We start from the raw sequence: 25,455 nt of genomic DNA, 5'->3' as shown, positions 1-25,455 counted from the left end.
CGTCCACGCGTTCACATCACGTCTGCACACACGCGAACGCTAGTGGAACGCGTGGACGGCAGGGCCGGCTCGCCGCCCGCGTCCACCTTACCGTAACGCATGCATTACAAACAAAAACAGCCGCTAAAAGCGGCTGTTTTCATTGAAGCTGGGGCGGCTTACTTCTTGCCGACCACGTCCTTCAGGTCGCCAGCTTTCTCTTGCACTTTGCCTTCAGCCTGGTTTGCCAGGCCCTTGGCTTGCTGCTCTTCGCTGCCGATGGCTTTACCGAAACCTTCTTGGATTTTGCCACCGATGTCTTTGGCTTTGCCTTTGATTTGGTCTTCGTTCATGTTCGTTCTCCTATCGTCAGTGAAATACTGCTTCTGGAAGTGAAGCGGCATGGGTGTATAGTGCGCCCATTGCGATCGCAATACTGTTCGCGACTTAACAAATAATCAAAATTTCAGCGCGGCTTGCGCCAGACGCTGGCCAGCCAGGGCTGCTGTTCGCGTGGCAGTCCTGGCGGACGGTAATAGTGGCACAGCGGATCGAAGCCGGCCCCGGTCACATGGCGTTCCCAGCTCGGATAATCGTGGAAACTGCCCCAGCGCGGGCCATTCCAGCCCTCCTCGTTATTCCCGCGCGGATTCGAGCTGAACAGCACGCCGCCCGGCTTCAGCGCCGCATACAGCTCGCCCAGCACCTTGGGCAGCAGGCTGCGCGGCACGTGGAACAGCGAGGCATTCGCATAGATGCCGTCGAACAAGCCATCCGGCAGGTCAAGGTCGAGGAAGTTCTGCTGCCACACTTCGCAGCCGCTGTAGGCCGCCGCCATCGCCACGAACTCGGCGCTGCCGTCGAGGCCGATGGCACGGTGGCCCATGTCGCGGAAGGTTTTCAGGTCGCGCCCCGGACCGCAGCCGAGGTCGAGCAAGGTGTAGGGTGCGTCGGCCTCGATCGCCTCCAGCAGGGCGGCGATGTTCTGGCTGACGTCGTGGTCGATGGTGCCGGCGAAGAAGCGCGGCGCCACCGAGTCGTAGTGATGCAGCGTGCGCTGCGTAATGTCGCGGAAATCATCGTAATCGGTGATGCCGGACACGTCATCCTGTCCCATATGCGGATCCTGGTGCAGCCTGGGCCGCTTGATGTCGAGAAAATCCGGGTGCATGGGCCACCAGCGAAGAAATAGACTCCAGGCTATTGTAGGCCTGCCATTTCTAGCGCCAGTGTCCGTTACCCCTAATAAATTACCAAACCCGTACGCGCTGGTCCGGCGGCAGGTACAGCGCCTGGCCCGGCTGCACGTCGAAGGCCTTGTACCAGGCGTCCAGGTTGCGCACGGTGGCGGTGCGGTACTGCGGCGGCGCATGGCCATCGGTCAGGATACCGCGGCGCTCGGCCGCCTCGCGTGCCTTGTTGCGCCAGCTGGACGCATAGCCGATGAAGAAGGCGCGGTCGCCCTCCTCGTTGGCGTTCTTGCCGCCGGAAGCGCGGTAGGCATCGTAGGCCGCTGCGAGACCGGCCAGGTCGGCCAGGTTTTCCGACAGCGTCAGCTGGCCGTTCACGGCCAGGTCTGGGAAGGGTTTATAGGCGTTGTACTGGGCCACCAGCTTGCTTGACGCCGCCTTGAAGTGTTCCATGTCTTCCTCCGTCCACCAGTCGCGCAGACGGCCCTGGGCGTCGAACTGCGCGCCCTGGTCGTCGAAGCTGTGGCTGATTTCGTGGCCGATGATGGCGCCGATCGAACCGTAGTTGGCGGCATCCGGCGCCTTCGGGTCGAAGAACGGCGGCTGCAGGATCGCGGCCGGGAAATTGAGCGCGTTCTGCAGCGGCAGGTTGACGGCATTCACCAGTTGCGGCGGCATGGCCCACTCGGTGCGCTCCGGCTTGTGGTGCAGCTTGGCGATTTCTTCCTTGTAGTGGAACTGTTCGGCGCGCACGGCATTGCCGAAGGCATCATTGGGCACTACCTTCAGGGCGGCATACGACTTCCACTTGTCCGGATAACCGACGCCGACGTACAGCGTCTTGAGCTTTTCCTTGGCCTGGGCACGGGTGGCCGGGGCCATCCAGTCGAGCTTGTCGACGCGCTTGCCGAAGGCGTCGACGATGTTCGCCACCATCTGCTGCAGCCTGGCCTTGTTCTCGGCCGGGAAGTACTTCGCCACGTACAGCTTGCCGACCGCCTCGTCCATCGCCTCGTTGGTGGCGCCCAGCGCGCGCTTCCAGCGCAGCGACTGCTGCGGGGTGCCGGTCAGCGCCCTGCCGTAGAAATCGAAGCGGGCGTCCACGAAGGCCTTGGGCAGCACGCCCGCCATCTGGTTGATGCGGTGGAAGGCCAGGTAATCCTTCCAGGTCGCCAGGTCGATGCGCTCGACCAGCGCGGCGGTGCCCTTCATGGCCGACGGGTGCCAGACGATGAACTTGTCCTGGTCGCCCAGCTGGGCCGCCTTGAAGAAGGCGTTCCAGTCCAGGCCCGGGGCGTTGGCCGTGAAGTCCTTCAGGGTCCAGGTATTGTCGGCCTTGAGCACGTCGGCCGAGTCGGCGCGGCTGGCGTGGCCGTTGGCGATGTCGACCTCGAGCGCGAACACCTTGGCGGCGCGCGCGTCGGCATCGTTCTCAGTTTTACTGTAGCCGGCCAGTTTCAGCATCGTGGCGATGTGTTTCTGGTACTGCGTGCGCAGGCCGGCCATGCGCTCGCTGCTGTCCAGGTAGTAGGCGCGGTCGGGCATGCCCAGGCCGCCCTGCAGCAGGTAAGGCATGTTGCGCGCGGTGTCGTGCAGGCCTTGCGCGACCCACAGGCCGAACACATTCTCGGTGAAGAAATCGGTATTGTTCAGCGGGTCGACGTCGGCGCGCAGGCTGTCGCCCAGTGCGCGCACCAGGCCCGGCTTGTCCTTGATCGCGGCAATCCGGTCCAGCTGCGGCTTGAGCGGCGCCACGCCCCTGGCTTCGATCGCGCCTTCGTTCATGTAGGCGGCAAAGTAATCGCCGACCTTGCGCGCCTCGCTGTTGGCGCCCTTGTCCTTGCCCGCATCCTCGATCAGCTTGACGATGCGCTGGTTGGTCTCCTCGGCCAGGCTGGCCATCGCGCCCCAGCTGCTGCGGTCGGCCGGGATGTCGGTCTTGGACAGCCAGCCGCCGTTCGCCCACGCAAAGAAATCGTCGCCGGGACGCAGGGTGCCGTTCGCCGGCGCGGTGTCCGCGGCTGCCCCCTTGTCGGCGGACGCAGTCGGCTTGGCCGGCGCAGCAGCCTGGCCACCCGCGAAAGCGGCGGAGGCAAACGCGCCGCATAGGGCAAGGACGATGGCAGTGTGTCGGATCGGTGTCCAGCTGGTCTTCATGGGTTCCCCTAGTGACGGATTATCCGTGTAGTTTACTGCAATGTACCGGCCGGGAGGCCTTCCGCAGCCAGGCCACCAAAACATGCGCCATGGTTGCCGACGCGTGCTTGCTATCCCTTGTCGAAATTTATTTTAAAAATTTCTTTTGAAAACCCTAAAGTTCCCCAGTGCACGACCGTTAAAGGGAGACAACCGGTAATCCAGCCGGCGCTAGTCCCTTACAAGTGTGACAACATGACGTCGAACGAAGTCCTCGCAATGTACGAAAACATCGCTGCCATCACTGGCCGCATGGCGGTTGCCGCGCGCGAGGGAGACTGGGATGGCCTGGCCCGGCTGGAAACGCAATGCGCGCTGCACTCGAGCGCTGCCCGCGCCGGCGTGCCGCCGCTGGAAGGCGACCAGCGCAAGCGCAAGATCGACCTGCTCAAGCAGATCATGGCCAACGACCGCATGGTGCGCGACGTCACCGAACCCTGGATGGGCCAGCTCGACCGCGCGATGCGCCCGGCACACTGATTTATCCCTGGCGGCCGGCATCGGCACCCCAGCGGCAGCACATCGAACCCCGCAGCGCCTGCGCTCCGGGGTTTTTTCATGCCCGCCGCAACCCTAGGCCGGCGCCTGGACGTGCAGGCTGCGGCCCGCCATGATGCCGTCGAGGTTGCACTCGACCCAGTCCACCACTTCGTGCAGCCGGGCGCTGATCTCCTCGCCCAGCGGGGTCAGGCGGTATTCGACACGCTGCGACGGACCGGGATGCGCGACGCGCTGCACGAAGCCGTCCTGCTCGAGCCATTGCAGGGTCTGGATCAGCATCCGCTCGCTGATGCCGCCCACCTTGCGCCGCAGCTCGCCGAAGCGATGGGCGCCGTCGCCCAGTGCCACCAGCAGCAATACCCCCCACCGGCTGGTGACGTGCTTGAGCACCTCGCGCGATGGGCAGTGCTCGGACATGACGTCGCCACGCATGGCATGATCGGACAGCGGTTCGTTCATCCCTCTCCTCGCTTTTCTGGTTGACGCCCGGAGTCGCGCAGCGCCGGGCTGTCGGGTCATTGTCGCGCAAAAGCCGGTACGGCGGCGGCGCGCTGAACGGGCGTGCAAGCCCGGAAAAAGGCCGTAAAAAAACCCGCGCGGCTCGCGTCCGCGCGGGTTTTCTATAGACGGATGGCCTTGCCACCCCTCGGTATGGGGAGAGCGATCGCCAGGCATCCCCTGGCGTCGCCTCTTGCCGGTTGCATCCGGCGTCTACGTGCGCACTGTTGGCCCGCAAACCGCTTCCGGGGTCAGGCGCTTCATCAGCGATCATCCGGTTCCCGCGCCACGCAATCGGTGGTGGCTGCGCCGGACCTGAGCCGTTTTTTCATGATCGAAAAGATCACATGCGAACCAGTATAACTCAACATTTACATTTGTGTAGACAAGTTTGTGCGCGCCTATTCCATTGTCGGTTCGACCACTTTTGCGGGGGTACCCGCGGGGGGCGAAGGCGCCTTGCCGCGGCTGGCAAGACGCGCCTTCAGCATGCCGAGCAGACCGTCCGCGGCCGGGGTGGCGGCCCCACGCGACCGGCGTTTCAGGACAAAGGCGGCGGTGGCGGCGGCTGCCAGCAGGGCGATGCCGGCGCCGATCCAGCCCCAGGGGGCGCCGCCCTGCTCCGGCAGCGGCGTCTTCGGCTTGTGCGGCACCAGCGGCTTGATCGAGCTGATCGGCTTGGGGCCTGCGGGCGGGGCCGGCCTGGGCGCGGGCGGCCTGGCTTCGGTGGGCGCGGCGTCCGGCTCGTGGCTGTCGGGTTGGTGTTCTTCGGCCTTCGGTTCGCCGCTCGTCGGTGCTTCGGCTTTGTGGCCGTCGGCACCCGGCGGCTCGGCCTTGTGTTCGTCGGCCTTGTGTTCGCCGTTCTCGTGCTCGCCGCTCTTGGCGGCTACGGTTTTTGCTGCGTCGGCCTTGTGCGTTTCCGCGACAGGCGCGGCGGCCGGCGCGGCCGCGGGCGTCACACCCAGTATTTTCTGCAGGCCCTTGACCTTGTCCTCCAGTGTGGCCAGCTGCGCGCGCAGGGCCGCATTCTTTTCGCCGAGCGCGCTGCAGGCCTGGGCTTCGCCCGGCGTGCAGGCCGTAGGCTGGCCGGCCGCATGCAGGGCAGCCGGCGCGGCCGGCTTGTGGATGGGCAGGGCCGGCAACGGCTTGCGGCGTTCGGCCGGCGGCTGGGCCGCGGCCTTGGCAAGGACCGGCGCGGACGGCGCGGCGGAAGGATCGGCGGCCGCCGGCGCGGCGGTTGGCGCGGCGGTCGAACGTGCGGCCGGCCGCAAGGCGGGTACCAGTGCCGGTGCCGGTAGCGGTGCAGGACCACGTGCCGGCGCCGCTGCTGCGGCCACGCTGGCCTGCACAGCCGCGGCTGCGGCTGCAGGCGCCGGCACAGGGACGGGCACGGGTGCCGGCGGCGGCGCCGGGTTCGGGTCCGGCGTCAGCCACAGCGTTGCCAGGCGCACCGCGCGCTGGCCCTTGTCGGTCAGCTCCAGGTACAGGTGCAGGTGTTCGGCGTCGAGCGGGCGCAGCGAGGTCACGTGCAGGAACTGGCGGCCGTCGCGCCGCATCACCGTCAGGTTCAGGTTCGACAGCACCGGCGGCAGCGCAATGCCGGCGCCGCGGTAGACCTCGGGACTGGCCAGGCGTACCGCCACGGGCGCCGCCGGGTCGTCGAGCATGACCAGTTCGATGTCGGCCACGAGCTGCTGGCCGATGTGGGACGACACCCTGGCGTCGCCCAGCTCGGCGGCACCGGCGTCGCCCATAGCGGCGCCAGTCAATACAAGGATGGCAAGTAAACTGCGGGAGCGGCGGAGCATAGGGAGTGGAATTCGTAGCCTCAGCGTCGTTATCGGCCGTTGCGGTACACTCTTTAATAGAACAGTCACCAAAGACAGGACCCAACATGGAAAACAGGATCGAGAAAGACAGCTTCGGCCCGATCGAAGTCCCGGCAGGCCAGTTGTGGGGTGCGCAGACCCAGCGCTCGCTGCACCATTTTCATATCTCGAGCGAGAAGATGGCACCCGAGCTGGTGGCCGCGCTGGCCCAGGTCAAGCGCGCCGCGGCCGCGGTCAACCGCTCGCTCGGCAAGCTCCCCCAGGACAAGGCCGACGCCATCATCAAGGCCGCCGACGAAGTGCTGGACGGCCGCCATCCGGCCGAATTCCCGCTGTCGGTGTGGCAGACCGGGTCCGGCACCCAGAGCAACATGAACATGAACGAGGTGCTGGCCAACCGCGCCTCCGAACTGCTCGGCGGCGAACGCGGCGAGGCGCGCCTGCTGCACCCGAACGACCAGGTCAATATGGGCCAGTCCTCGAACGACATGTTCCCGACCGCGATGCACGTCGCCGCCGCGCTGGCCGTGGCCAAGGACCTGCTGCCGGCGCTCGCCAGGCTGCGCGGCACGCTGGAGATCAAGTCGCGCGACTTCGCCGGCATCGTCAAGATCGGCCGTACCCACCTGCAGGACGCCACCCCGCTGACGCTGGGCCAGGAATTCTCGGGCTACGTCGCCCAGCTGGAGTTCGCCGAGCACGCGGTCAAGAGCGCCCTGCCCGGCCTGCTGCTGCTGGCCGCCGGCGGCACCGCGGTCGGCACCGGCCTGAATGCGCATCCGGAATTCGCCAACCGCATCGCGGCCGAGATCTCGTCGCGCACCGGCCTGCAGTTCAAGTCGGCGCCCAACAAATTCATGGCGCTGGCCGGGCACGACGCCATGGTGCAGGCGCACGGCGCCTTCAAGACCCTGGCCACGGCGCTGATGAAGATCGCCAACGACGTGCGCTGGATGGCGTCCGGCCCGCGCTCCGGCCTGGGCGAGATCACGATCCCGGAAAACGAACCGGGCAGCTCGATCATGCCTGGGAAAGTCAATCCCACGCAGTGCGAAGCGATGACGATGCTGTGTTGCCAGGTGTTCGGCAACGACGTCGCGATCACGGTCGGCGGCTCGATGGGCAATTTCGAGCTGAACGTGTTCAAGCCCATGATCGCCCATAACTTCCTGCAGAGCGCGCGCCTGCTGGCCGACGGCATGCGCTCGTTCGACGAGCACTGCGCGGTCGGCATCGAGCCGGACCGCAAGCGCATCGGCGAGCTGATGGAGCAGTCGCTGATGCTGGTGACCGCACTGGCCCCGCATATCGGGTATGATCGCGCCGCGCAGATCGCCAAGACCGCCCAGCACGAAGGCCTGACCCTGCGCCAGGCGGCGCTGCAATCGGGCTTCCTCGACGAGGCGCAGTTCGACCAGTGGATCGTGCCAATCGAGATGACCAGGCCGCATCCGGCTGATTAAGGCCACGTCAGTCCGAACGTCGTCCCTGCGCAGGCAGGGACCCAAGTTGCACGCGGATCGTCAGCGCGAGCAGAACTTGGGGAAAAAAGCGCCAGGGGCGCTTTTTTCGCTTTCGCGGGACGACATATTTGAATCAGCCTCAACAGTACGCCCTAATTTTTTTTCCGAGATTAAAATGCAAACAACTATTTTCGAATTGACATCGGAGTTCATCGAACTCAATCAGCTGTTGAAGCTCGTCGGCGTTGTCGACAGCGGCGGTGCAGGCAAGCATGTCGTCGCCAGCGGCGCGGTGTCAGTCGACGGCAAGAAGGAATTGCGCAAGACGGCCAAGATCCGGGCCGGCCAGACGGTGACGCTCGGCGATGTCCGGATCAATGTGAAGTAAGGAAAGGGAGCGTCAGCTGAACCCCGTGGGTTTGCCCGATGCACCTTCCCGGATCGCCCGGTGAGGCGCTCCCGGCCGTACAGGTTGCGTTTGCGCCCTGACAAACTTGAGCAATCTCCATTCTCTATATTGAAGACGTAACATTCGGCTAAAGGTGAGGAAGATGGATACCCCAGAATCGAGCTCCCCGACGCAGCAGCGGCTCATCGGCGACCTGCGTCTCGTTATCGAAAATGCGGAAGAACTGCTCAAGAATACCGACCATTACACCGGTGTCGTGTACCAGAATGCGCGGGCCAAACTGGCATCGGCACTGTCGGCCGCCAACGAGGAACTGGCGCGCTTCGAGGAAGAAGAGCTGGCCCGCATGATGGAAGAAACGGCCGCGGCCAACGAACTGCACCAGGACATGACCGGCGAAGCGCGTATCCTGCGTGCCTTTCAATATCACTGATGGCGTGATGGCCGCCCGGCGGCAGAACGAACACACGGCGCCTGCGGGCGCCGTGTTCACGTCCAGAGGCCGTTCAGGCCAGCGCCACCACGATCCCGGTCCTGCCGCCCTCCCCCAGCCAACGCTTCAGGTGGACCGCCACGTCGAAATCGGCATCCAGGTCGAAGGCCGCATCCAGCGCCGCGCCGAAGCTGTCGCCCGCCGCCAGCCGGCCGAGCGCCGCGATTTCGGCGGCGCCACTGTCCCATACCTCGGCCTGGGAGTGCGGACGCCACACCAGCACGTGGGCGGGCCGTGCCAGCACCTCGGGAAAGGCCGGCCCCTGCGGCTGGTGCGCGTGCCACAGCGCCGGTGCCGCCCACGCGGACGCATACAAGCGCAGTGACGGATGCAGCCGCGCGCGGCAGGCTTCGAAGGCATCCGGATCGAGGCCGGCCAGCGCCGCGGAAGGATGGGGAAGCGGCGGCGCATCGGGCGCATAAAAGCTGTCGTGGACCAGCCATTCGAGGCGCGCCATGTCGGGCAGCCAGGGATAGGTAGCGGCAGGCGCGAAGCCCTCGAGGAAAGCGGCGAGTCCGGCGCCCAAGCGGTTCAGGTCCGGATCGTTTGAAGGTTGCGCGCGGCCGTAGACGAGCGCCAGTGCGTCGAAGAACTCGGCGCCGACCAGCTGGCGCAGCACCGGGTGGCTGGCGGCCAGCGCGCGGCGCCAGTTGGCGTGCAGGTTGCCGCGGTAGATGCCGAGGCCACGGCTGCCGCCTTTCAGACGGGACGCCAGCGCGCCATCGAGCCGGGCGTCGAACAGCGCGGCGCCGAAGGCTTGCTGCAGCTCGTCGGCATCCGCATCCGCATCCGCATCCGAATCGCCAGCGGGCACCACGCTTGACACGACCAGGGGCGGCGCTGCCGGCGCCGCCTCGGCGGCGATGCGGCGCGCGGTCTGCGCCTCGTCCAGCAGCACGTCGAGCGCCGGCAGGTCGGTGTCCCATTCGACCAGTGCCGGCACCGCGCCGAAGCGGGCCAGTGCCGCGCGGTACAGCGCCCAGACGCTGGCGGCGACGCGGTCGCCATGGTGGTCGACCAGGCCATGGTCGGTCGCCAGGTGGCCGCCGAGATGGATCTCGCCGACGCTGCCCGGCGCGAGCGCGGTGAGCGCCGCCAGCGCATCCTCGTCGTGGTTGTGCTGGTTGACGTACAGGTTGTTCACGTCCAGCAGCACGCCGCAGCCGGTGCGGCGCGCCAGCGCGGCCAGGAAGGCGGTCTCGCCCATGGTGTCGCCGCGGAAGCGCACGTAGCTGGAGACGTTTTCGACCAGGATCGGCCGCCCCAGCGCATCCTGCACGCGGCCGATGCGCGCCGCCAGCAGGTCGAGCGCGGCGCGGTCCAGCTGCAGCGGCAGCAGGTCGTTGAGCTGGCGTCCACGTAAGGCGCCCCAGCTCAGGTGCTCGGAGACCAGCGCAGGCTGCAGCGCCCCCACCAGCTCGCGCACGCGTGCCAGGTGCTCGTCCGAAAAGCCGTGCACCGAACCCAGGCCGAGGCCGACGCCGTGCAGGCTCAGCGGGTAGTCATGGCGCAGCGTTTCCAGCACCTGCCAGTCGCGCCCGGAGCGGGCCAGGTAGTTTTCGGTATGGACTTCGATCCAGCCCACGCTTGGCCGCCGCGCCAGGAATTCGACGTAATGCGGCGCGCGCAGGCCGATGCCGACGCCGAGCGCTTTACCTGGCGCGGCCGCCTGCATGCTTATTTACCTTGCTTGTCCTGCTTGGGCGGCGTCGCCTTGCCGCCGGCCTTTTCGCAGGTGCCCTTGGCAACGAAGGTCCATTCGGCCGGGTCGTTGTCGACCGCCGCCTGGCCGGCGCAGCCATGCAGGCCCGTGCCGCAATCGTTCTGGCCGGCCTTGGCCACGCCATAACACTTTTCCTGGTCGCCCTTGGGCAGGTCCATCTGGCCGCTTGCGGATGCATTGGCGGCGCAGACGCCGGCCAGTGCGGCGGCGACCAGAGCTTGACGTTTATTCATGATTTCTTGACTTGTGAAGAGCTGCCACGGATGAATGAGGGAGAAATTCTACTGGATACGTACGCCGGCCGCCGTGGCTGTGCGGATGGCCGAGCGGGCTGGCTGTATTGTAGTGCTTGCGCGCCACGGGTGCGTCGCGCAGCGATATGGTGGTGGCTGGAGCGGTATATGCCAGCCAGCCCGTCGAGCCGGGTACGTAGCCCGACAACGCGCCAGCGGTCCTGCCTGTTGACGCGTCGCGCGGCTTTTTTTATGCCGTCGTGTTGATGTGGTTGCCGAGGTGGGGCGGCAGGTTTTGCGCCGGCGCGGTGGCCTGCACGGCATCCAGCAGCTGCAGCGCACTGGTCGACTGGATGTCCTGTGCTTTCTTGAGGACGGCGATGGCGACATCCTGGCGGGTGCCGGTGTCGGCGATGCTGGTGGCAAGCTTGGCAATACCCGTGACGTCCATGACGATCTCCTGAGTGGCGGGCCGGGACATCCGGCCATTCCCACGGTAACGGCAGCGCCGCGCAAAACATGAGGCTCCTTAAGCGGCGAGCGCGACGTACCCCTTCAGCCAGCCCAGCACCGCCTCCGGATCGTTCAGGTCGAGCCAGGCGATGTGCGGCGCCAGCCCGGCCGGCGCGGCCATGCTCGATGCCACGGCGACGATGTGCGGATCGTCCGGATACACGGCCGGCTTGCCGACTTCCGGCCGGTACACTTCGAGCTTGGGCAGCGGCTCCCACTTGTAGCCTTCGACCAGGGTCAGGTCGGCCGGCGCCAGGCGTGCCAGTAGCGCGGCCAGCGGCGGCTCCTGCTCCTCGCGCAGCTCGCGCATGATGGCGATGCGGTAGGGCGAGGCGATCATCACCTCGGCGGCGCCGGCCGTGCGCAGGCGCGCGCTGTCCTTGTGCGGCGGCTCCAGCGCGATGTCGTGGTGGCTGTGCTTGACCACGTTGACGCGCACGCCCTCCCCGGCCAGCCGGCCCACCAGAAATTCCAGCAGCGTGGTCTTGCCGCTGCCGGACCAGCCGATCACTCCCAACACCCTTCCGGGCACATCAATACGCGACACGGTAACGCACTCCACGGTAATTCATGACGGCTGCCCGCGGCAGCAGCTTTTCCAGCACCAGCCCGGGCGCGACTTCCTCGCCTTCGTGGCGCAAGGCCTTGTCGACCAGCAGCAGGCGGTCGGCCGGATTGGCCGAATACATGTAGCCGCCGAAGGCGACGCGCGGGATGCCTCCCTGGACCGATTCCGGCAGCTGCTGCAGGAACGGCAGGCTCTCTTCGGGCGCTGGTGCGGCCACGGCTGCCGGCGCTGCGGCGCGTGCCGGTGCCGGTGCGGCGGCGACCGGCGCGGCCGGTGCCGGCGTCGGCATGCGCACCTGGACGGCGGGCGCCGCCGGCGTGGCGGCAGCGCGCGATGCGGCCGCCGCCGCGGCATCGGCCACGCGCGGCTGCGCCGGACGCACTGGCGGCGGCGCGGGCGGCGCTTGCACCTCCAGCGAATTGGCTACGGCAGGCGATCCGGCGGCAGGCGATCCGGCGGCCGGCGATCCGGCGGCCGGCGACCCGGCGGCAGGCGCCCCCGCGGACGGCACTTCGGCAGCCGCCATCGGCGCAGGCGTCACCGGCGCAGGCGTCACCGGCGCAGGCGTCACCGGCGCAGCCGCGGGCGCTTGGCCCTGCCCCTGCGCCACCTGCACCGCCGGCACCTGCGCCGGCCCGGACCGCCACAGGAACGCCGCCCCCAGCACCACCACCAGCGCCCCGGCGCCGAGGCCAATGAACAGCGGCCTGCGGCTGGCCGCGGCGTCCGGCTGCAGCGCCGGCACCGGCTGCGCCGCGTGGATGGTCGGGGCATTGCCGAGCTGGCGTTCGGCCTGCGCCTTCTTCAATGCTTCGAGAATGTATGACATATTATTTTGGCTTCCCTGGCGCGGCGGGGGTTGCGGTGGCGGCGGTGGCGGCGAGCAGGCGCGGTTCGTCGACGCCGCTCAACTGGTTCAGGCGCATGTAAGTGCGCGGACCGGCGACGCCGTCCGCCTTCAGGTTCTGCCCGGCCTGGAAGCTGCGCAGCAGGCGCCGGGTGGCAGCGTCGAAGGGCTGGGCCGGCGGCGGCGCCGCGCTCTGGTCGAGCTGCGCCAGGCGGCCGGCGATCCAGTCGACGTCCGGGCCGCTGTCGCCCGGCTTCACTTCGTCGCGGAAGCCGCGCGCGGCCTTCCACAAGGTGGTGAATTCGCCGTCGAAGCGGGTCGCCAGCGCGCCCAGGCTGACCTTCTCGCGGCGGCCGTTGACGCTCAGGGTGGCGCTGTCGGCATCCATGGCGCTCAGCACCGCGTAGCCGAGATTCTGGCCATCGTGCAGGGCGACGATGGCCGGCCGGTCGAGCAGGCGCAGTTCGTAGACGCCGCCGCGGCCGGTGTAGCAGCGCAGTCCCAGCTTGGGCGCACCCTGGCACGGTTCGCCGGCCGGCAGCTGCTGGCCCCACAGCGCGCCCAGTTCGCGCAGCGCTTCTTCCTGGGTGGCCAGGGCCAGCGGCTGGTGCGGCGCGGATGCCGGCGCGGCAACAACAGAAGCGGCAGCAGCGGCAGAAGCGGCCACCGGCTTCACCGGATGCCCGGCCGGCGCGGCCGCTGCCACGGCCTGTGCCCGCGCCGGCACAGGCGCCACCGCGTGCGGCACCGCCTGCCAGGCCGCGGCGCTGATCGCGGCCCCGGCCAGTACCCCGCCCGCCACTAGCGGCCAGCGCAGCGGCGCGCGGGCCGCGGCCGGCTCGCCGGCAAACACTTCCTGGGCCGCGCGGCGCAGGATCTTGGGCGTGACCTGGGCGCTGTTCTCGACGTAGGCGCCGAGCAGCGCGCGGTCGCACAGCAGGTTGATGCGGCGCGGGACGCCCCCGGTCAGGCGATGGATCAGCGGCGCCAGCGCCAGCGGAATGGGCGAGCCGGCGTGCGTCCCGGCCACGCTCAGGCGGTGGGCGACGTAGGCGCCGGTTTCGGCTTCGGACAGTGGCCCGAGGTGGTAGCGCGCGATCACGCGCTGGGCCAGCTGCTCGAGCTCGGGCCGCGCCAGGATCGTGCGCAGCTCGGGCTGGCCGATCAGGATGATCTGCAGCAGCTTGCGCTCGCTGGTCTCCAGGTTGGTCAGCAGGCGCAATTGTTCGAGCACCTGGGCCGACAGGTTCTGGGCCTCGTCGATGACCAGCACGTTGTTGTTGCCCTGGGCGTGGCTGGCCAGCAGGTAGGCGTTGATCGCATCCACATAAGCTTTGACGCCCATCGCCCCGCTGGACGCCGGCGGCAGCGCGATGCGGAACTCGTCGCAGATCGTCAGCAGCAGTTCCTCGACCGTCAGCTTGGGGTTGAAGATATAGGCCAGGCGGCAGTTTTCCGGCACCTGCTCGATGAAGCAGCGGCAGACGGTGGTCTTGCCGGCGCCGATTTCGCCGGTGAGCAGCACGAAGCCGCCGCCGCTGCCGATCCCGTACAGCAGGTGGGCCAGCGCCTCGCGGTGCCGTTCGCTCATGAACAGGTAGCGCGGATCGGGCGCGATCGAGAACGGCGCTTGCTTCAGGTTGAAATAATTGTTGTACATACGTGGGCCTAGGGCCGCGGCGGCAGCGGTTTGAACTTCGCGCAGTATATTTTGCTTTTGGTATTGTAGTAAGCGATCGTACTGCCCGGGTTCGATACCCGCAAAGGATAGGCCGATCCATCCGCCGCCAGGTGGCGGATCCCGGAGGCCGCCCGGATCGATTGTTCCAGCTGGTCCGGCGGCACCTCGGCCACCGCCGCCAGGAACACCAGTTCGCTGGTATCGTCGCTGACCATCACCTCGGTCACCGGCGCGCCCCACAGCGAGGCTTCGCCGGTGCGGAACCAGTAGGCCCCGCCCTCGTGCTTGTAGGGCGGGCCGAAAGCGGTCTTCAGCCAGGAATAGAAATAGCGGTTGTCGAGCTGGTCGTGGCACAGCAGCGCGCCGCCGATCACCGGCCCGAAGGTGGACGGCGGCTTGTCGCCGGCCTGGGCCGCGCATGCGCCCGGCACGCCGGCCAGCGCCAGTGCCAGTGCCGCTGCAGCCGAGCCGGCGCGCGCTGTCACAGCTTGGACAGCCAGGCGCGGTTGGCGGCGATCTTCGACTTCACCGAAGCCGGCAGGGCTTCGTAGCAGCCGGGATGCTGTTTCAGCGCGTGTTCGCGCACTTCCTTTTCCAGTCCGTTGACGATGAATATGTAGACAGAGGCACCCTCCGCATTCTTGCGCGTGCCCATATAGCGAATCACAATGTTCTCCTCGTTAAGCCCTCGATTATGACACCGCCCGCCGCGGCAGGCCATCCGCGTCGGCACAAGCGTGCTCAGTCCGGCGTGCTGCGGATGGCGCGCACCGCGTCGTCGTTGCTCTCGAGCCACATCTGCAGCAGCGCCCGGTTGTCATGCTGCCATGGATGGAAACGCGGCGACAGGTAGTCCAGGCCGGGTTTCAACAGGTGCCAGACCAGGCCGCTGCGCCCGAACCACGCGCCGGCGGCGCTGCGCCAGGTGGACCACGACCACAAGGCGCGGTCGCGCCGCAGGTTGTACGCGGTCTGGCGGGTGGTGTCCCACCAGAACACCAGGCTGACGTGCAGGTACCACAGCACGCGCTTCCAGTAGCCGCCGCCGGCCGCCCGGTAGACGTCGAAGGCCACCGCCTTGTGCTCGCTCTCCTCGGCCGCATGCCAGGACCACAGCGTGCGCATCTGCGGTTCGGCCGCGGCCAGCCAGGCCGGATGGCGCAGCACGAAGTCGGCCAGCATCGCCGTGTAGTGTTCCAGCGCGCAGGTGATCGCCAGGCGGTCGTGCACCGGCAGCCGCGCGATCAGCGCCACCCGCTTGCGCGTGTGTTCCTCGAGCGTGTAGTCGTAGCCCTGGCGCGCCAGCTGGTCGTTGTATTGCTGGTGCACGTAGCGGTGGCTGGCTTCCTGGCCGATGAAGTCCTTGACCTCGGCGCGCAGCGCGGCATCCGGCAGCGTTTCCGGCGGCACCGCGCGCACGCTGTCGATGAACATCTGCTCGCCGAGCGGAAAGCTCATCGAGAGCGCGTTCATGAAGGCCGTGCGGTAGATGTCGCCGCCCATCCAGTGGCGCGCGAAACCGCGCGACAGGTCGACGTTCAGTTTTCGGACAGTCAGTGTGGACATGATGGTCGACTATACACCTGTGCCCGCGACATGCGTACCCGGGCCGGCGTACGGGCTTGTCCTTGTGCTAAGGTATCGAAGCGGCAAGCTGCCCATCCGAAGGCGCGGCCGCCCCACCCAAGCACAAGGACATCCATGAAGTCACCGTTCAAGCCTGTACTCGCCGCGCCCCTCTTCGTTTCGCTGTGCATCGCCGGCCTGGCCACAGCCCAGACCACCCAGACCGCCCCGCCAGCCCCGCAATACCCCGCCCTGCCCTCGGAGACCCCGGCCGAATTCCAGGCCGCGACGTCCGGCTTCAACTACGTCAAGCGCACGGTCATGATCCCGATGCGCGACGGCACCCGGCTCAACACCGTGATCATCGTGCCCAAGGCGGCCATGAATGGGGGCGCCAAGGCCCCGATCCTGATGACGCGCACGCCCTACGACGCGGCCTCGCTGACCAGCCACGCCGACAGCTCGGACCTGGAAACCATCCTCACCGGCTACGACAACGCCGCCGACGTGATCGTCGAGGGCGGCTACATCCGCGTGGTGCAGGACGTGCGCGGCAAGTACGGTTCCGAAGGCGACTATGTGATGAACCGCCCGCTGCACGGTCCGCTGAACCCGACCCCGGTCGACCACTCGACCGATACCTGGGACACCATCGAGTGGCTGACCAAGAACGTCCCCGAGACCAATGGGCGGGTCGGCATCATCGGCATTTCCTACGACGGCTTCCTGCCCCTGATGGCACTGGTCAACCCGCACCCGGCGCTGAAGGTGTCGGTGCCGATGAACCCGATGGTCGACGGCTGGATGGGCGACGACTGGTTCCACCATGGCGCCTTCCGCCAGATCAACATGTCGTATATCCAGGAGCAGGTGGTCACGCGCGGCAACACGGCGAAGTGGTTCAGCTCGAACTACGACGACTACGACATGTACATGCGCGCCGGGTCGGCCGGCGAACTCGGACGCCAGCGCGGGCTCCAGCAGAGCGGCTTCTGGCGCAAGGTACTGGAACACCCGAGCTACGACGCCTTCTGGCAGCAGCAGGCCATGGACAAGATACTGGCGAAGCAGCCGGTCACGGTGCCGACCCTGCTGGTGCACAGCCTGTGGGACGCCGAAGACATCTACGGCCCGGTCGCCGTGTACAAGGCGATCAAACCGAACGACAAAGAGAACAAGGTGTTCCTGTCGATCGGCCCGTGGTCGCACGGCGGCGCGATCGGCGACGGCAGCAGCCTGGGCGCCCTGAAATTCGGCAGCGACACCGCCCTCCACTGGCGCCAGGAAGTGCTGAAACCCTTCCTCGCGCGCTACCTGAAGGGCGACGACTCGGTGCCCGCGATCCCGACCGTGACGGCCTTCGAGACCGGCACGAATAAATGGCGCAATCTGCCGGCCTGGCCGCTGGCCAGCGCCAAACCGGTGGCGCTGCGCCTGGTCGAAGGCCAGAAGGCGGTGCTGGGAGGCGCAGCAGACCGCGGCTACGACGAATACGTGTCCGACCCGGGCAAGCCGGTGCCGTTCCGCCAGCGCCCGATCCCGCCCTACGGCTACGACGAAGCCAAGGGACAGAGCTGGCCGCGCTGGCTGGCCGACGACCAGCGCGATGCCTCGGGCCGCACCGACGTCGCCACCTTCGTGTCGGATGTGCTGACCGCGCCGGTCAAGATCGCCGGCGAGCCGGTCGCCAACCTGGTCGCCTCGACCAGCGGCACCGATTCGGACTGGGTGGTCAAACTGATCGACGTCTATCCCGACCAGGTGGGCAGCCAGCCGGCCATGGGCGGTTACCAGCTGATGGTCTCGGGCGACATCTTCCGCGGGCGCTACCGCGAAGGCTACGAAACGGCGAAGCCGCTGGCATCGAACAAGGCCCTGAATTACCGCTTCGGCCTGCCGACCGCCAACCACGTCTTCCTGCCGGGCCACCGCATCATGGTGCAGGTGCAGTCGAGCTGGTTCCCGCTGTACGACCGCAACCCGCAGACCTTCGTGCCCAACATCTTCAACGCCAAGCCGTCGGACTATAAAAAGGCAACGCAGCGCGTGTACCACAGCAGCTTCGTCGAGCTGCCGCTGGTGGACGCGGCGTCTGCCGCTTCGGCGGCGCGCTGATGACGATGCGGCTTCACCGCGGCAGCTGCCATTGCGGCGCGGTGCGCTTCGAGGCCGAAATCGACCTGGCCGCCGGGACCATTCATTGCAACTGCACGCTGTGCACGAAGCAGCGCAACTGGGTGGCGATCGTGCCGCGCGCCACCTTCCGGCTAGTACACGGCGATACCGCGCTGAGCGAGTACCGCTGCAATACGCGCACCGAGCAGCATTTCTTTTGCGCGACTTGCGGCGTGCGCCCCTTCGGCTACGGCAGTTCGCCGCGCTGGGGCGCCTACGTGGCGGTCAGCGTGGCTTGCCTGGATGACGTGACGGCCGCGGAACTGGCGGCCGTGCCGGTCCGGCTCCTGGATGGGCGCAACGATACCTGGGCCGACATGTAAAAAGGCCGGGCGCCACTCACGTGGAACCCGGCCCATGCGGATTAAAATCCGGAGCGATTACTTCTTGTTGCGGCGGCGCGCCAGGCCCAGGCCGGCCAAGCCGAGGCCGAGCAGTGCCAACGAAGCCGGTTCCGGCACGTCGACCTGGTAGCCGACCACCAGGTTGTCGACTTCGAATGCCGGCGAGGTGGTGGTGAAGCTGAACGAGGTGAACTGCTCTTCAGGGCGGAAGAACAGGTTGACGTAGATGTTCGAGCTGTCGGCGGACTGGTCGCCGGACACGCCGTTGAAGCGGGTGATCAGGTCGGTACCGGTCACGGTCTGGATCACGCCGCCCTGGGCGTTGTAGAAGGTGACGTCGTTGAAGGTGTCGATCGAACCGTAGTACAGGCCGAAGTAGTTCAGGCTAGCGTTGGCGCCGAGGGTGCTCAGCAGGCCGGCGTAGTTGAAATTGACTTCGGCGCTCGACGAGCCGCTGCCCTGGTTCGGGCCGTAGGCAAAGTGGGTCGTATCGCCGGCCGGCGCGGCATACACGCCGTCCAGGCTGCCTTGAGCGTAGCCGAAACCGCCGCCCGAGATCGGCGTGATGGTCAGCTGGCTCGGCGACAGGGTCTGGCCGCCGGTGCCGTCGGCACGGTCGAAGGTCTCGACGAACACGTTGCCGGTGGACTGGTTGCCGGTGCCGGCCAGCTGGCTGGTCTTGCCCGAGCCATCGCTCGGCGTCGCGTAATCGTAGGTGATCGTGACGGCGTGGGCGGCAGACGCCGACATGACCATCAGGGCAGCTACTGCCGAATAGATAGCGTTCTTCATGTTTCAGGACTCCAATTTATTCAAAGAATTCTATTCAATGCAAAAACTATACCCGAAATGAATTGCATTCAAAATCAATGACTTAATTCAATTTCTATGAGGAAACGTCAAGTTTTTCGACAGACTGTCACTTTCCCACCATTATTAATTGTCATGAATCCATATTTGTTGCCGCTTAGCGCTCCGTAGCCTGGGTCTATAAAATTCAATAAAAAAGCTGGGTTCCAGGTAACCGGAACCCAGCGCCATCAGGGCAAAGTAGAACAGTTTTACTTCCTGCTGCTGCGACGCGCGAACCCAAGACCCGCGAAACCCAGCCCCAGCAAGGCCAGCGAAGCCAGCTCCGGCACGGGATTGACCACCTGGTAACCGACGACCAGGTGGTCGGCTTCGAATGCCTGCGAACTGGTCTTGAAGCTGAACGGCGTGAACTGCTCTTGCGGCGAGAAAAACAGGTTCACGTAGATATTCGAACTGTCCGATTTATCAATTACAACGCATAGTTTCTGGTAACAATCACGCATCACGCGGACTCACCTGTGGCAAGATGGGCCATGCTGAAAGCTGCACTCCTCATCCTGGTCGCCGGCGTCGGCCTCTACCTGGCGGCATGCCTCGGCCTGTTCCTGCTCCAGCGCTCCTTTATCTACTTTCCACCGCCGCAGGCGCTGGTGGAAGCGCCCGCCACCTCGACCTTGGCGGTGGCCGGCGCCCGGGTGCTGGTCTCCGAACGGCCCCTCCCCAGCCGCAGGGCAGTGATCTACCTGGGCGGCAACGCCGAAGACGTCTCCGCCAGCGTGCCGCTGCTGGCCCGGGCCTTTCCCCGACACGCCCTTTACCTGCCGCACTACCGCGGCTACGCCGGCAGTTCGGGCAAACCCACCGAAGCGGCGCTGGTGGCCGATGCCATGGTCCTGTTCGACAAGGTCGCAGCAAGCCACCCCTAGGTCGTCCTGATCGGCCGCAGCCTCGGCAGCGGCGTGGCGGTGCAGGTGGCGAGCCGGCGCCGGGTCGCCAGGCTGGTGCTGGTCACGCCCTTCGACAGCGTGCAGGCGCTGGCCACACAGCAATTCCCTTTCATGCCAGTGCGCTGGCTGCTGCGCGACAAGTATGAATCGGGCCGCTACGCGCCGCAGGTGACGGCACCGACGCTGATCGTCGCTGCCGGCGCCGACGAGATCATCCCGGCGGCCAGCACGGCGCGGCTGATGGCGCGCTTTGCGCCGGGCGTGGCGTCGATCCGGGTGATCCGGGGTGCCGGCCACAATACGATTGCAGGCACGCCAGATTATCTGGACGCGCTGCAGTGGGCGGACCAATAACTTTTCATTGCACCATTGATCTTTCTCAATACCTCCCATTCGGAATGTTACGTGCATACGTCAAGCATTTGACGAAGCGCAAGAATCGGCCTATATTTTCTCCCACTGGATTGGAAACGTTTCCATACCAGTGATCCTGTCAGGGCTTTCAGCAACCGGCGACACAGCCGGACTACCGTGGCACGGCACGGGCCGTCCACATCTTTCGAGAAGACGACAAAGGAGACAATATGAATCTGCATCGCGACACATCGCAATCGCTGCGCACGCTGGCCGCCGGCCTGCTGCTGGCCTGCACGGTCCAGGCATCCGCCAGCGTCACCAACCCGGCCATCGGCCAATTGATCTGGTCCGAGGAATTCAACGGCGCCACGCTCGACGCCGGCCGCTGGACCGCCACCGACGGCAACGGCTGCCAGATCAACCTGTGCGGCTACGGCAATGCCGAGCTGGAGTACTACAGTCCGAACAACCTGTCGATCGCCGACGTGCCCTTCGAACCCGGCACCCGCGCGCTGGCGATCCGCGCCCAGCGCCAGACCGTGGGCAGCAACGCATTCACGTCCGGCAAGATCGACAGCAAGGGCAAGGTGCAGGTCCAGTACGGCATGATCGAGATCCGCCTGGCCACGCCCAACCTGGCCAACGGCCTGTGGCCGGCCGCCTGGATGCTGGGGGTCAGCCCGCAGACCTGGCCGCGCAACGGCGAGATCGACATCATGGAGATGGGCCACAAGGCTTCCTCGCGCACCGCGGCCGGCTCGCCCGGCATCAACAACTACGTCGGCTCGAACGTGATCACCTGGCAGCAGGCTGCCTGCGTGCCGGGCAACGAAAGCTGCGCCGCCTCCACCGCCTGGCAGACCAAGAGCTGGTACGTGGCGCCGAACTCGCTGGCCAACCGCTTCGTCACCTACCGCCTGTACTGGACGGAAAGCGAGATGCGCTTCACCGTGGTCGACAACGGCGTCGAGCGCAACATGTACGACGCCCCGCTGGCGGTCAATTCCACCGCCCTGCAGTCGCCCTTCTATTTGTTGCTGAACCTGGCCGTGGGCGGCAACTTTACCGACGCCGCCACCGCGGCCCAGGTCACGGCGCCGCTGCCGGCCACGATGTACGTCGACTACGTGCGCGTCTACCAGCTCGACGGCAAGGGCACGGTCAAGCTGGGCAACCAGACGCTGCCGGAAACCGGCAAGTTCGGCGTGTTCACCGATAACACCGTGGTCAACAACAAGCTGGTGGCCGGCACCACGTCCGACATCTTCCTGTGGAACGGCGCCTCCAGCGGCGCCGGCAACCTGCCGCCCTACGAGGGCAGCAACGTGATCGCCTGGGCCTATACCGCGCCCGGCCAGTGGTTCGGCGGCGGCATCCAGTCGCGCCAGGCGCGCGACCTGACCAACTTCCGCAACGGCACCATGAAGTTCCGGATCAAGATCCCGGCCAACGTCTCGTTCAACATCGGCGTCGGCGATACCTACACCAACCAGAACTGGGTCAGCTTCCCGGCCAACACCACCGCCTACGGCCTGGTGCGCAACGGCGACTGGGCCCAGGCCACGGTGCCGGTGTCGACCCTGATCGGCACCAAGGTGGCGCTGCAGTCGCTGCTCGACGTCTTCATGATCTCGAGCGACGCCAACGCCTTGCCGGCCTCGGCCTTCCAGTTCGCGATCGACGACATCGTCTGGGATTCCGGCAGCGGCGGCACCACCACGCCGCCGCCGGCGACCGGCACCACGTCCGTCACCCAGACCTCCAGCACCACGCTGCAGTTCACGGCCAACACCGGCAGCTGGGCCGACGTCCACTACACCGTCAACAACGGTGCCCAGCAGAACGTGCGCATGCGCCTCAACGGCAGCACCAACACCTACGATGCCGGTGGCCTCAAGATCGGCGACGTGGTGCGCTACAGCTTCACCTACTGGGATGCGGCGCGCAATTTTGCTGTCGATACGTCGCAACAAAGTTATACAATGAAGTAAATACACAAGCCTGAAAATCGCCCGGCAGCGTCACAGGCGCTGCCGGGTTTTTTTATTGATCATATTTTTTCGAAGTAAACCTCCCAAGAACTTCGCTTTTTCCGATCCTATCCCTGTCTTATGCTTCGTTCCTGTATCACGGTCAAACGACCATTTTCTTTATTGACTTGACGAGACTAGGAACATGAAACGGATCGTTCTCTTTATCGCTACCAACCTTGCCATCATGCTCGTGTTGGGCATTTCGGCCAGCCTGCTCGGCGTGAACCGATACCTGACCGCAAATGGCCTCAACCTCGGCATGCTGCTCGGTTTCGCCGCCCTGATGGGCTTCGGCGGCGCCTTCATCTCCCTGTGGCTGTCGAAACCGATCGCCAAATGGTCGACCGGTGCACGCGTGATCGAGCAGCCTGCCAACTCGACCGAACTGTGGCTGATGAACACCATCGCCGCCCAGGCCCAGAAAGCCGGCATCAAGATGCCGGAAGTGGCCATCTACCCGGGTGAGCCGAACGCCTTCGCCACCGGCGCGACCAAGAACGCGTCGCTGGTGGCGGTGTCGAGCGGCCTGCTGGAATCGATGACGCACGAGGAAATCGAAGCCGTGCTGGCCCACGAAGTGGCCCACATCGCCAACGGCGACATGGTGACGCTGACCCTGATCCAGGGCGTGGTCAACACCTTCGTGATCTTCCTGGCGCGCGTGGTCGCCTACTTCGTCGACCAGTTCCTGCGCCGCGACGAAGAGGAAAGCAGCGGTCCCGGCATCGCCTTCACCGTCACCGCGGTGATCTGCGACCTGGTGTTCGGCCTGCTGGCCAGCATCATCGTGGCTTGGTTCTCGCGCCAGCGGGAATATCGCGCCGACCGCGGCTCGGCCCGGATCCTGGGCACCCCGCGTCCGATGATCGCCGCTTTGCGCCGCCTCGGTGGGATCGAGCAGGCCGGCGTGCAGACCAGCCTGCCGAAGAACCTGGCGGCATCGGGTATCACCGGCGGCGGCGTGCTGTCGCTGTTCGCCAGCCACCCGTCGTGCGAGGACAGGATCGCTGCCCTCCAGCGCAGCGCGTAAGGGCGAGGGGGGATGCAGCGCGCCTTGCCCTACCTGATGCCGGCGCTGTTCGCGCTGGCACTGGCGGCCCTGCTCCGCCACTTCCTCGGATCGCTGGCCTGGGCGGGGCTGCTGGCCGTGATCACCTGGCCGCTGCACCAGCGGCTGGTGCGGCGCGGCTGGCCGCGCGCCCTCAGCGCGGCCTTCCTGGTCGGGCTGCTGGTGGCCGGCTTTGCCGGACCGTCGCTGCTGCTGTTCGAAACCCTGGGCGCCGAACTGGCCGGCGTACAGGGCCTGGTCGCCAACCTGAACCACACCGGCGTGCCGGTGCCGGCCTGGGTGACGCGCCTGCCGCTGGTGGCCGAACAGGCCGAGCAGTGGTGGCGCGAGCACCTGGCGGCGCCGGGCGGGGTCCATACCCTGATCCGCAGCACCGTCGGCGACCTGCTGCCGCACCTGAGCGGCGCCGCGCGCACCTGGGGCTCGACCATCCTGGCGAATGCCCTGTACCTGTTCCTGACCCTGCTGACGCTGTTCATGCTCTACCTGCACGGCAACAGCGTCGTCCACTATATGGACCGTGCCGGCGAACGCCTGGTGCCGCAGTACTACCCGATACTGCGCCGCGTGTTCCCGTTGTCGGTGCGCGGCACCGCGCTGGGGCTGTGTTCGGTGGCGATCCTGGAAGGGATCGTGCTCGGCATCGCCTACGCCATCGCCGGGGCGCCGGCACCGGCACTGCTGGGCGTGATCACCGGCTACATGGCCCTGATCCCGGGCGGCGCGCCGCTGTCGTTCACCATGGTGTCGCTGCTGCTGCTGGGCCAGGGCCACTCCGGCGCCGCCCTCGGCCTGTTCAGCTGGGGTGCGGTCGAACTGTTCATGGTCGACAAGTTCATCCGGCCCAAGCTGATCGGCCACAAGGTCAACCTGCCCTTCCTGGCGGTGCTGTTCGGCCTGCTCGGCGGGGTGTCCACGCTGGGCGTGATCGGACTCTTCGTCGGGCCGTTCATGATGGCGCTGCTGTTCGTGTGGCTGCGAGCCGCCCCCTTGCGCGAACAATCCAGAAATACCACTGCCAATACCACTTGAGTACCAGATTTCTCCCTTCCCTCTCAGCAGAATCAGGCAATTTTGGGCGGGTCAACAGGAGCTCGACAATACCAGTTGAGTACCTGTTGACAAGCTTATCAGCCACTCCTATAGTGCCCTGAACTTCCAGCACACTTTCATCATGATCGACTATCTCATCGGCGTCGACGGCGGCGGTACGGGCACGCGCGTGCGTGTTGCACGCACGGCCGGTGCCGGCGGCGGCGAAGTCGCGCACGGCGCCGCCGGACCGTGCGGCCTGGCCCTCGGCGTCGGCAATGCCTGGAACGTCATCCAGGCTGCCGTCGCCGCGGCCTTCGCCCAAGCCGGCATCGCGCAGCCGCCGCTGGCGCGCATCGCCATCGGCCTCGGCCTGGCGGGGGTACACAACAAACGCTGGGCGGCCGAGTTCGTCGCCGCCGACCCCGGCTATGGCGCACTGGTGCTGGAAACCGATGCCTACGCCTGCCTGCTGGGCGCCCATGAAGGGGCTCCCGGTGCCATCGTCGCTCTCGGCACCGGCAGCGTCGGCAAGGCCCTGTATCCGGACGGCAGGCGACTCACCGTCGGCGGCTGGGGTTTCCCGGCCGCCGACGAAGCCGGCGGCGCCTGGATCGGCCTGCGCGCCGTCAACCATATCCAGCAGGTGCTGGACGGACGGCGCGAACCCGGCGCCTTCGCCGATGCCCTGATCGCCCACTGCGGCGGCTGCCGCGATACGCTCCAGGCCTGGCTCGGCCAGGCCACCGAGACCGACTACGCTGCGCTGGCGCAGCTGGTGCTGAAATATGCAACCGCGCATGCCGGCGCGCAGTCGCCCGATTCTGCGGCGCGCGCGATCCTGCTCGACGCCGGCCAGGAAGCCGGCAACATCGCGCGCGCGCTCGACCCGGACGGCACCCTGCCGCTGGCCCTGTGCGGCGGCCTCGCCGCAGCGCTGCGCGACTACCTGCCGCAAGGCCTGTCCAGCCGCGCCGCCGCAGCGCGCGGCGATGC

The 25,455-nt window shown here is 66.7% G+C and carries 27 protein-coding genes and 1 pseudogene; 12 read left to right on the top strand and 16 right to left on the bottom strand.

What is annotated here, in order from left to right; translation table 11 throughout:
- Positions 1-158: 158 nt before the first annotated feature.
- The 3 genes from U1H99_RS22150 to U1H99_RS22140 form a co-directional block, all read right to left on the bottom strand.
- Entirely contained in the window at positions 159-332 is a 174-nt protein-coding gene (locus tag U1H99_RS22150) for a CsbD family protein (protein WP_323143876.1), read from the bottom strand.
- Positions 333-445: 113 nt separating this feature from the next.
- Entirely contained in the window at positions 446-1,096 is a 651-nt protein-coding gene (locus U1H99_RS22145; protein WP_323144126.1) for a class I SAM-dependent methyltransferase, read from the bottom strand.
- Between the two features lie 133 nt (positions 1,097-1,229).
- A complete protein-coding gene (locus U1H99_RS22140) occupies positions 1,230-3,326 on the bottom strand; it encodes a M13 family metallopeptidase (protein ID WP_323143875.1) in 2,097 nt (698 codons plus the stop codon).
- A 234-nt stretch (positions 3,327-3,560) separates the two neighbouring features.
- Between U1H99_RS22140 and U1H99_RS22135 the strand changes: the two genes are divergently transcribed.
- Positions 3,561-3,845 carry a flagellar protein FliT gene (locus U1H99_RS22135; protein WP_323143874.1) on the top strand — a complete coding sequence of 95 codons (285 nt, stop codon included), beginning with the start codon at positions 3,561-3,563 and terminating at the stop codon, positions 3,843-3,845.
- A gap of 93 nt (positions 3,846-3,938) precedes the next feature.
- Here the strand turns inward: U1H99_RS22135 and U1H99_RS22130 are convergent, their stop codons facing one another.
- Both U1H99_RS22130 and U1H99_RS22125 read right to left on the bottom strand, forming a co-directional pair.
- Positions 3,939-4,298, bottom strand: coding sequence for a winged helix-turn-helix transcriptional regulator (locus U1H99_RS22130; protein ID WP_323143873.1), 360 nt, complete (start codon positions 4,296-4,298; stop codon positions 3,939-3,941).
- A gap of 467 nt (positions 4,299-4,765) precedes the next feature.
- Positions 4,766-6,118: a FimV/HubP-related protein gene (locus U1H99_RS22125; protein WP_323143872.1), complete on the bottom strand. Its 1,353-nt coding sequence runs from the start codon at positions 6,116-6,118 to the stop codon at positions 4,766-4,768.
- 140 nt (positions 6,119-6,258) lie between these two features.
- Here U1H99_RS22125 and fumC point away from each other — a divergent pair, with 140 nt between their 5' ends.
- The 3 genes from fumC to U1H99_RS22110 all read left to right on the top strand — a co-directional run bounded on the left by fumC (position 6,259) and on the right by U1H99_RS22110 (position 8,498).
- Positions 6,259-7,656 (top strand): class II fumarate hydratase, encoded by a 1,398-nt coding sequence (gene fumC / locus U1H99_RS22120; protein ID WP_323143871.1) that lies wholly within the window; start codon positions 6,259-6,261, stop codon positions 7,654-7,656.
- Positions 7,657-7,831: 175 nt separating this feature from the next.
- Positions 7,832-8,044: an RNA-binding S4 domain-containing protein gene (locus tag U1H99_RS22115; protein ID WP_141828527.1), complete on the top strand. Its 213-nt coding sequence runs from the start codon at positions 7,832-7,834 to the stop codon at positions 8,042-8,044.
- A 163-nt stretch (positions 8,045-8,207) separates the two neighbouring features.
- Positions 8,208-8,498: a DUF883 family protein gene (locus U1H99_RS22110; RefSeq protein WP_141828526.1), complete on the top strand. Its 291-nt coding sequence runs from the start codon at positions 8,208-8,210 to the stop codon at positions 8,496-8,498.
- A gap of 73 nt (positions 8,499-8,571) precedes the next feature.
- Here U1H99_RS22110 and bufB read toward each other — a convergent pair whose 3' ends face one another.
- The 9 genes from bufB to U1H99_RS22065 all read right to left on the bottom strand — a co-directional run bounded on the left by bufB (position 8,572) and on the right by U1H99_RS22065 (position 15,689).
- The gene (gene bufB / locus U1H99_RS22105; RefSeq protein WP_323143870.1) at positions 8,572-10,233 is read right to left on the bottom strand and encodes an MNIO family bufferin maturase; all 1,662 of its coding nucleotides are present in this window, start codon (positions 10,231-10,233) and stop codon (positions 8,572-8,574) included.
- A gap of 2 nt (positions 10,234-10,235) precedes the next feature.
- Complete coding sequence (locus tag U1H99_RS22100; RefSeq protein ID WP_323143869.1) at positions 10,236-10,514, bottom strand: BufA1 family periplasmic bufferin-type metallophore; 279 nt, start codon at positions 10,512-10,514, stop codon at positions 10,236-10,238.
- Between the two features lie 250 nt (positions 10,515-10,764).
- Positions 10,765-10,965: a YjfB family protein gene (locus tag U1H99_RS22095; protein WP_323143868.1), complete on the bottom strand. Its 201-nt coding sequence runs from the start codon at positions 10,963-10,965 to the stop codon at positions 10,765-10,767.
- Between the two features lie 78 nt (positions 10,966-11,043).
- On the bottom strand, positions 11,044-11,547 hold the full coding sequence (gene mobB, locus U1H99_RS22090) for a molybdopterin-guanine dinucleotide biosynthesis protein B (protein WP_323144125.1): 504 nt from the start codon (positions 11,545-11,547) through the stop codon (positions 11,044-11,046).
- 13 nt (positions 11,548-11,560) lie between these two features.
- On the bottom strand, positions 11,561-12,424 hold the full coding sequence (locus U1H99_RS22085; RefSeq protein WP_323143867.1) for a general secretion pathway protein GspB: 864 nt from the start codon (positions 12,422-12,424) through the stop codon (positions 11,561-11,563).
- A 1-nt stretch (position 12,425) separates the two neighbouring features.
- Positions 12,426-14,102, bottom strand: a complete 1,677-nt coding sequence (locus U1H99_RS22080) for an ExeA family protein (protein WP_323143866.1) — start codon at positions 14,100-14,102, stop codon at positions 12,426-12,428.
- A gap of 8 nt (positions 14,103-14,110) precedes the next feature.
- Complete coding sequence (locus U1H99_RS22075; protein ID WP_323143865.1) at positions 14,111-14,608, bottom strand: hypothetical protein; 498 nt, start codon at positions 14,606-14,608, stop codon at positions 14,111-14,113.
- Positions 14,605-14,790, bottom strand: a complete 186-nt coding sequence (locus tag U1H99_RS22070; protein ID WP_141828519.1) for a hypothetical protein — start codon at positions 14,788-14,790, stop codon at positions 14,605-14,607. The genes U1H99_RS22075 and U1H99_RS22070 overlap by 4 nt, the downstream gene beginning before the upstream one ends.
- Positions 14,791-14,864: 74 nt before the next feature.
- Positions 14,865-15,689 (bottom strand): metal-dependent hydrolase, encoded by an 825-nt coding sequence (locus U1H99_RS22065; RefSeq protein WP_323143864.1) that lies wholly within the window; start codon positions 15,687-15,689, stop codon positions 14,865-14,867.
- Positions 15,690-15,824: 135 nt separating this feature from the next.
- Between U1H99_RS22065 and U1H99_RS22060 the strand changes: the two genes are divergently transcribed.
- Both U1H99_RS22060 and U1H99_RS22055 read left to right on the top strand, forming a co-directional pair.
- Complete coding sequence (locus U1H99_RS22060; RefSeq protein ID WP_323143863.1) at positions 15,825-17,804, top strand: CocE/NonD family hydrolase; 1,980 nt, start codon at positions 15,825-15,827, stop codon at positions 17,802-17,804.
- Complete coding sequence (locus U1H99_RS22055; RefSeq protein WP_323143862.1) at positions 17,804-18,187, top strand: GFA family protein; 384 nt, start codon at positions 17,804-17,806, stop codon at positions 18,185-18,187. Before U1H99_RS22060 ends, U1H99_RS22055 begins: the two co-directional genes overlap by 1 nt.
- 57 nt (positions 18,188-18,244) lie before the next feature.
- Here U1H99_RS22055 and U1H99_RS22050 read toward each other — a convergent pair whose 3' ends face one another.
- Positions 18,245-19,000, bottom strand: a complete 756-nt coding sequence (locus U1H99_RS22050) for an Npun_F0296 family exosortase-dependent surface protein (RefSeq protein WP_323143861.1) — start codon at positions 18,998-19,000, stop codon at positions 18,245-18,247.
- Positions 19,001-19,269: 269 nt separating this feature from the next.
- Positions 19,270-19,461, bottom strand: coding sequence for a PEP-CTERM sorting domain-containing protein (locus tag U1H99_RS22045; protein ID WP_323143860.1), 192 nt, complete (start codon positions 19,459-19,461; stop codon positions 19,270-19,272).
- 93 nt (positions 19,462-19,554) lie between these two features.
- On the opposite strand from U1H99_RS22045, the gene U1H99_RS22040 reads away from it, so the two are divergent.
- From U1H99_RS22040 to U1H99_RS22015, 6 genes and pseudogenes are all read left to right on the top strand, one after another.
- Positions 19,555-19,947: an alpha/beta hydrolase family protein gene (locus U1H99_RS22040; RefSeq protein ID WP_323143859.1), complete on the top strand. Its 393-nt coding sequence runs from the start codon at positions 19,555-19,557 to the stop codon at positions 19,945-19,947.
- Positions 19,948-19,992: 45 nt separating this feature from the next.
- A complete protein-coding gene (locus tag U1H99_RS22035; protein WP_323143858.1) occupies positions 19,993-20,322 on the top strand; it encodes an alpha/beta hydrolase family protein in 330 nt (109 codons plus the stop codon).
- A gap of 230 nt (positions 20,323-20,552) precedes the next feature.
- On the top strand, positions 20,553-22,316 hold the full coding sequence (locus tag U1H99_RS22030) for a glycoside hydrolase family 16 protein (RefSeq protein ID WP_323143857.1): 1,764 nt from the start codon (positions 20,553-20,555) through the stop codon (positions 22,314-22,316).
- 184 nt (positions 22,317-22,500) lie between these two features.
- Entirely contained in the window at positions 22,501-23,388 is an 888-nt protein-coding gene (gene htpX, locus U1H99_RS22025; RefSeq protein WP_323143856.1) for a protease HtpX, read from the top strand.
- A gap of 12 nt (positions 23,389-23,400) precedes the next feature.
- The gene (locus U1H99_RS22020) at positions 23,401-24,459 is read left to right on the top strand and encodes an AI-2E family transporter (RefSeq protein WP_323143855.1); all 1,059 of its coding nucleotides are present in this window, start codon (positions 23,401-23,403) and stop codon (positions 24,457-24,459) included.
- Positions 24,460-24,601: 142 nt separating this feature from the next.
- A pseudogene (locus tag U1H99_RS22015) lies at positions 24,602-25,246 on the top strand (glucosamine kinase nucleotide-binding domain-containing protein); the annotation flags it as partial.
- Positions 25,247-25,455 lie beyond the last annotated feature (209 nt).

The organism is Massilia phyllosphaerae (genome assembly GCF_034659755.1).
GTDB classification, from domain to species: domain Bacteria; phylum Pseudomonadota; class Gammaproteobacteria; order Burkholderiales; family Burkholderiaceae_D; genus Telluria; species Telluria phyllosphaerae.
Note: the sequence above shows the minus strand (reverse complement) of the source record. Positions and strands in the feature narration are given on the sequence as shown.

Coding starts and splice junctions, on each gene's coding strand:
- U1H99_RS22150 (WP_323143876.1), bottom strand. CDS start 332: ATGAACGAAGACCAAATCAAAGGCAAAGCCAAAGACATCGGTGGCAAA.
- U1H99_RS22145 (WP_323144126.1), bottom strand. CDS start 1,096: ATGGGACAGGATGACGTGTCCGGCATCACCGATTACGATGATTTCCGC.
- U1H99_RS22140 (WP_323143875.1), bottom strand. CDS start 3,326: ATGAAGACCAGCTGGACACCGATCCGACACACTGCCATCGTCCTTGCC.
- U1H99_RS22135 (WP_323143874.1), top strand. CDS start 3,561: ATGACGTCGAACGAAGTCCTCGCAATGTACGAAAACATCGCTGCCATC.
- U1H99_RS22130 (WP_323143873.1), bottom strand. CDS start 4,298: ATGCGTGGCGACGTCATGTCCGAGCACTGCCCATCGCGCGAGGTGCTC.
- U1H99_RS22125 (WP_323143872.1), bottom strand. CDS start 6,118: ATGGGCGACGCCGGTGCCGCCGAGCTGGGCGACGCCAGGGTGTCGTCC.
- fumC (WP_323143871.1), top strand. CDS start 6,259: ATGGAAAACAGGATCGAGAAAGACAGCTTCGGCCCGATCGAAGTCCCG.
- U1H99_RS22115 (WP_141828527.1), top strand. CDS start 7,832: ATGCAAACAACTATTTTCGAATTGACATCGGAGTTCATCGAACTCAAT.
- U1H99_RS22110 (WP_141828526.1), top strand. CDS start 8,208: ATGGATACCCCAGAATCGAGCTCCCCGACGCAGCAGCGGCTCATCGGC.
- bufB (WP_323143870.1), bottom strand. CDS start 10,233: ATGCAGGCGGCCGCGCCAGGTAAAGCGCTCGGCGTCGGCATCGGCCTG.
- U1H99_RS22100 (WP_323143869.1), bottom strand. CDS start 10,514: ATGAATAAACGTCAAGCTCTGGTCGCCGCCGCACTGGCCGGCGTCTGC.
- U1H99_RS22095 (WP_323143868.1), bottom strand. CDS start 10,965: ATGGACGTCACGGGTATTGCCAAGCTTGCCACCAGCATCGCCGACACC.
- U1H99_RS22085 (WP_323143867.1), bottom strand. CDS start 12,424: ATGTCATACATTCTCGAAGCATTGAAGAAGGCGCAGGCCGAACGCCAG.
- U1H99_RS22080 (WP_323143866.1), bottom strand. CDS start 14,102: ATGTACAACAATTATTTCAACCTGAAGCAAGCGCCGTTCTCGATCGCG.
- U1H99_RS22065 (WP_323143864.1), bottom strand. CDS start 15,689: ATGTCCACACTGACTGTCCGAAAACTGAACGTCGACCTGTCGCGCGGT.
- U1H99_RS22060 (WP_323143863.1), top strand. CDS start 15,825: ATGAAGTCACCGTTCAAGCCTGTACTCGCCGCGCCCCTCTTCGTTTCG.
- U1H99_RS22055 (WP_323143862.1), top strand. CDS start 17,804: ATGACGATGCGGCTTCACCGCGGCAGCTGCCATTGCGGCGCGGTGCGC.
- U1H99_RS22050 (WP_323143861.1), bottom strand. CDS start 19,000: ATGAAGAACGCTATCTATTCGGCAGTAGCTGCCCTGATGGTCATGTCG.
- U1H99_RS22040 (WP_323143859.1), top strand. CDS start 19,555: ATGCTGAAAGCTGCACTCCTCATCCTGGTCGCCGGCGTCGGCCTCTAC.
- U1H99_RS22030 (WP_323143857.1), top strand. CDS start 20,553: ATGAATCTGCATCGCGACACATCGCAATCGCTGCGCACGCTGGCCGCC.
- htpX (WP_323143856.1), top strand. CDS start 22,501: ATGAAACGGATCGTTCTCTTTATCGCTACCAACCTTGCCATCATGCTC.
- U1H99_RS22020 (WP_323143855.1), top strand. CDS start 23,401: ATGCAGCGCGCCTTGCCCTACCTGATGCCGGCGCTGTTCGCGCTGGCA.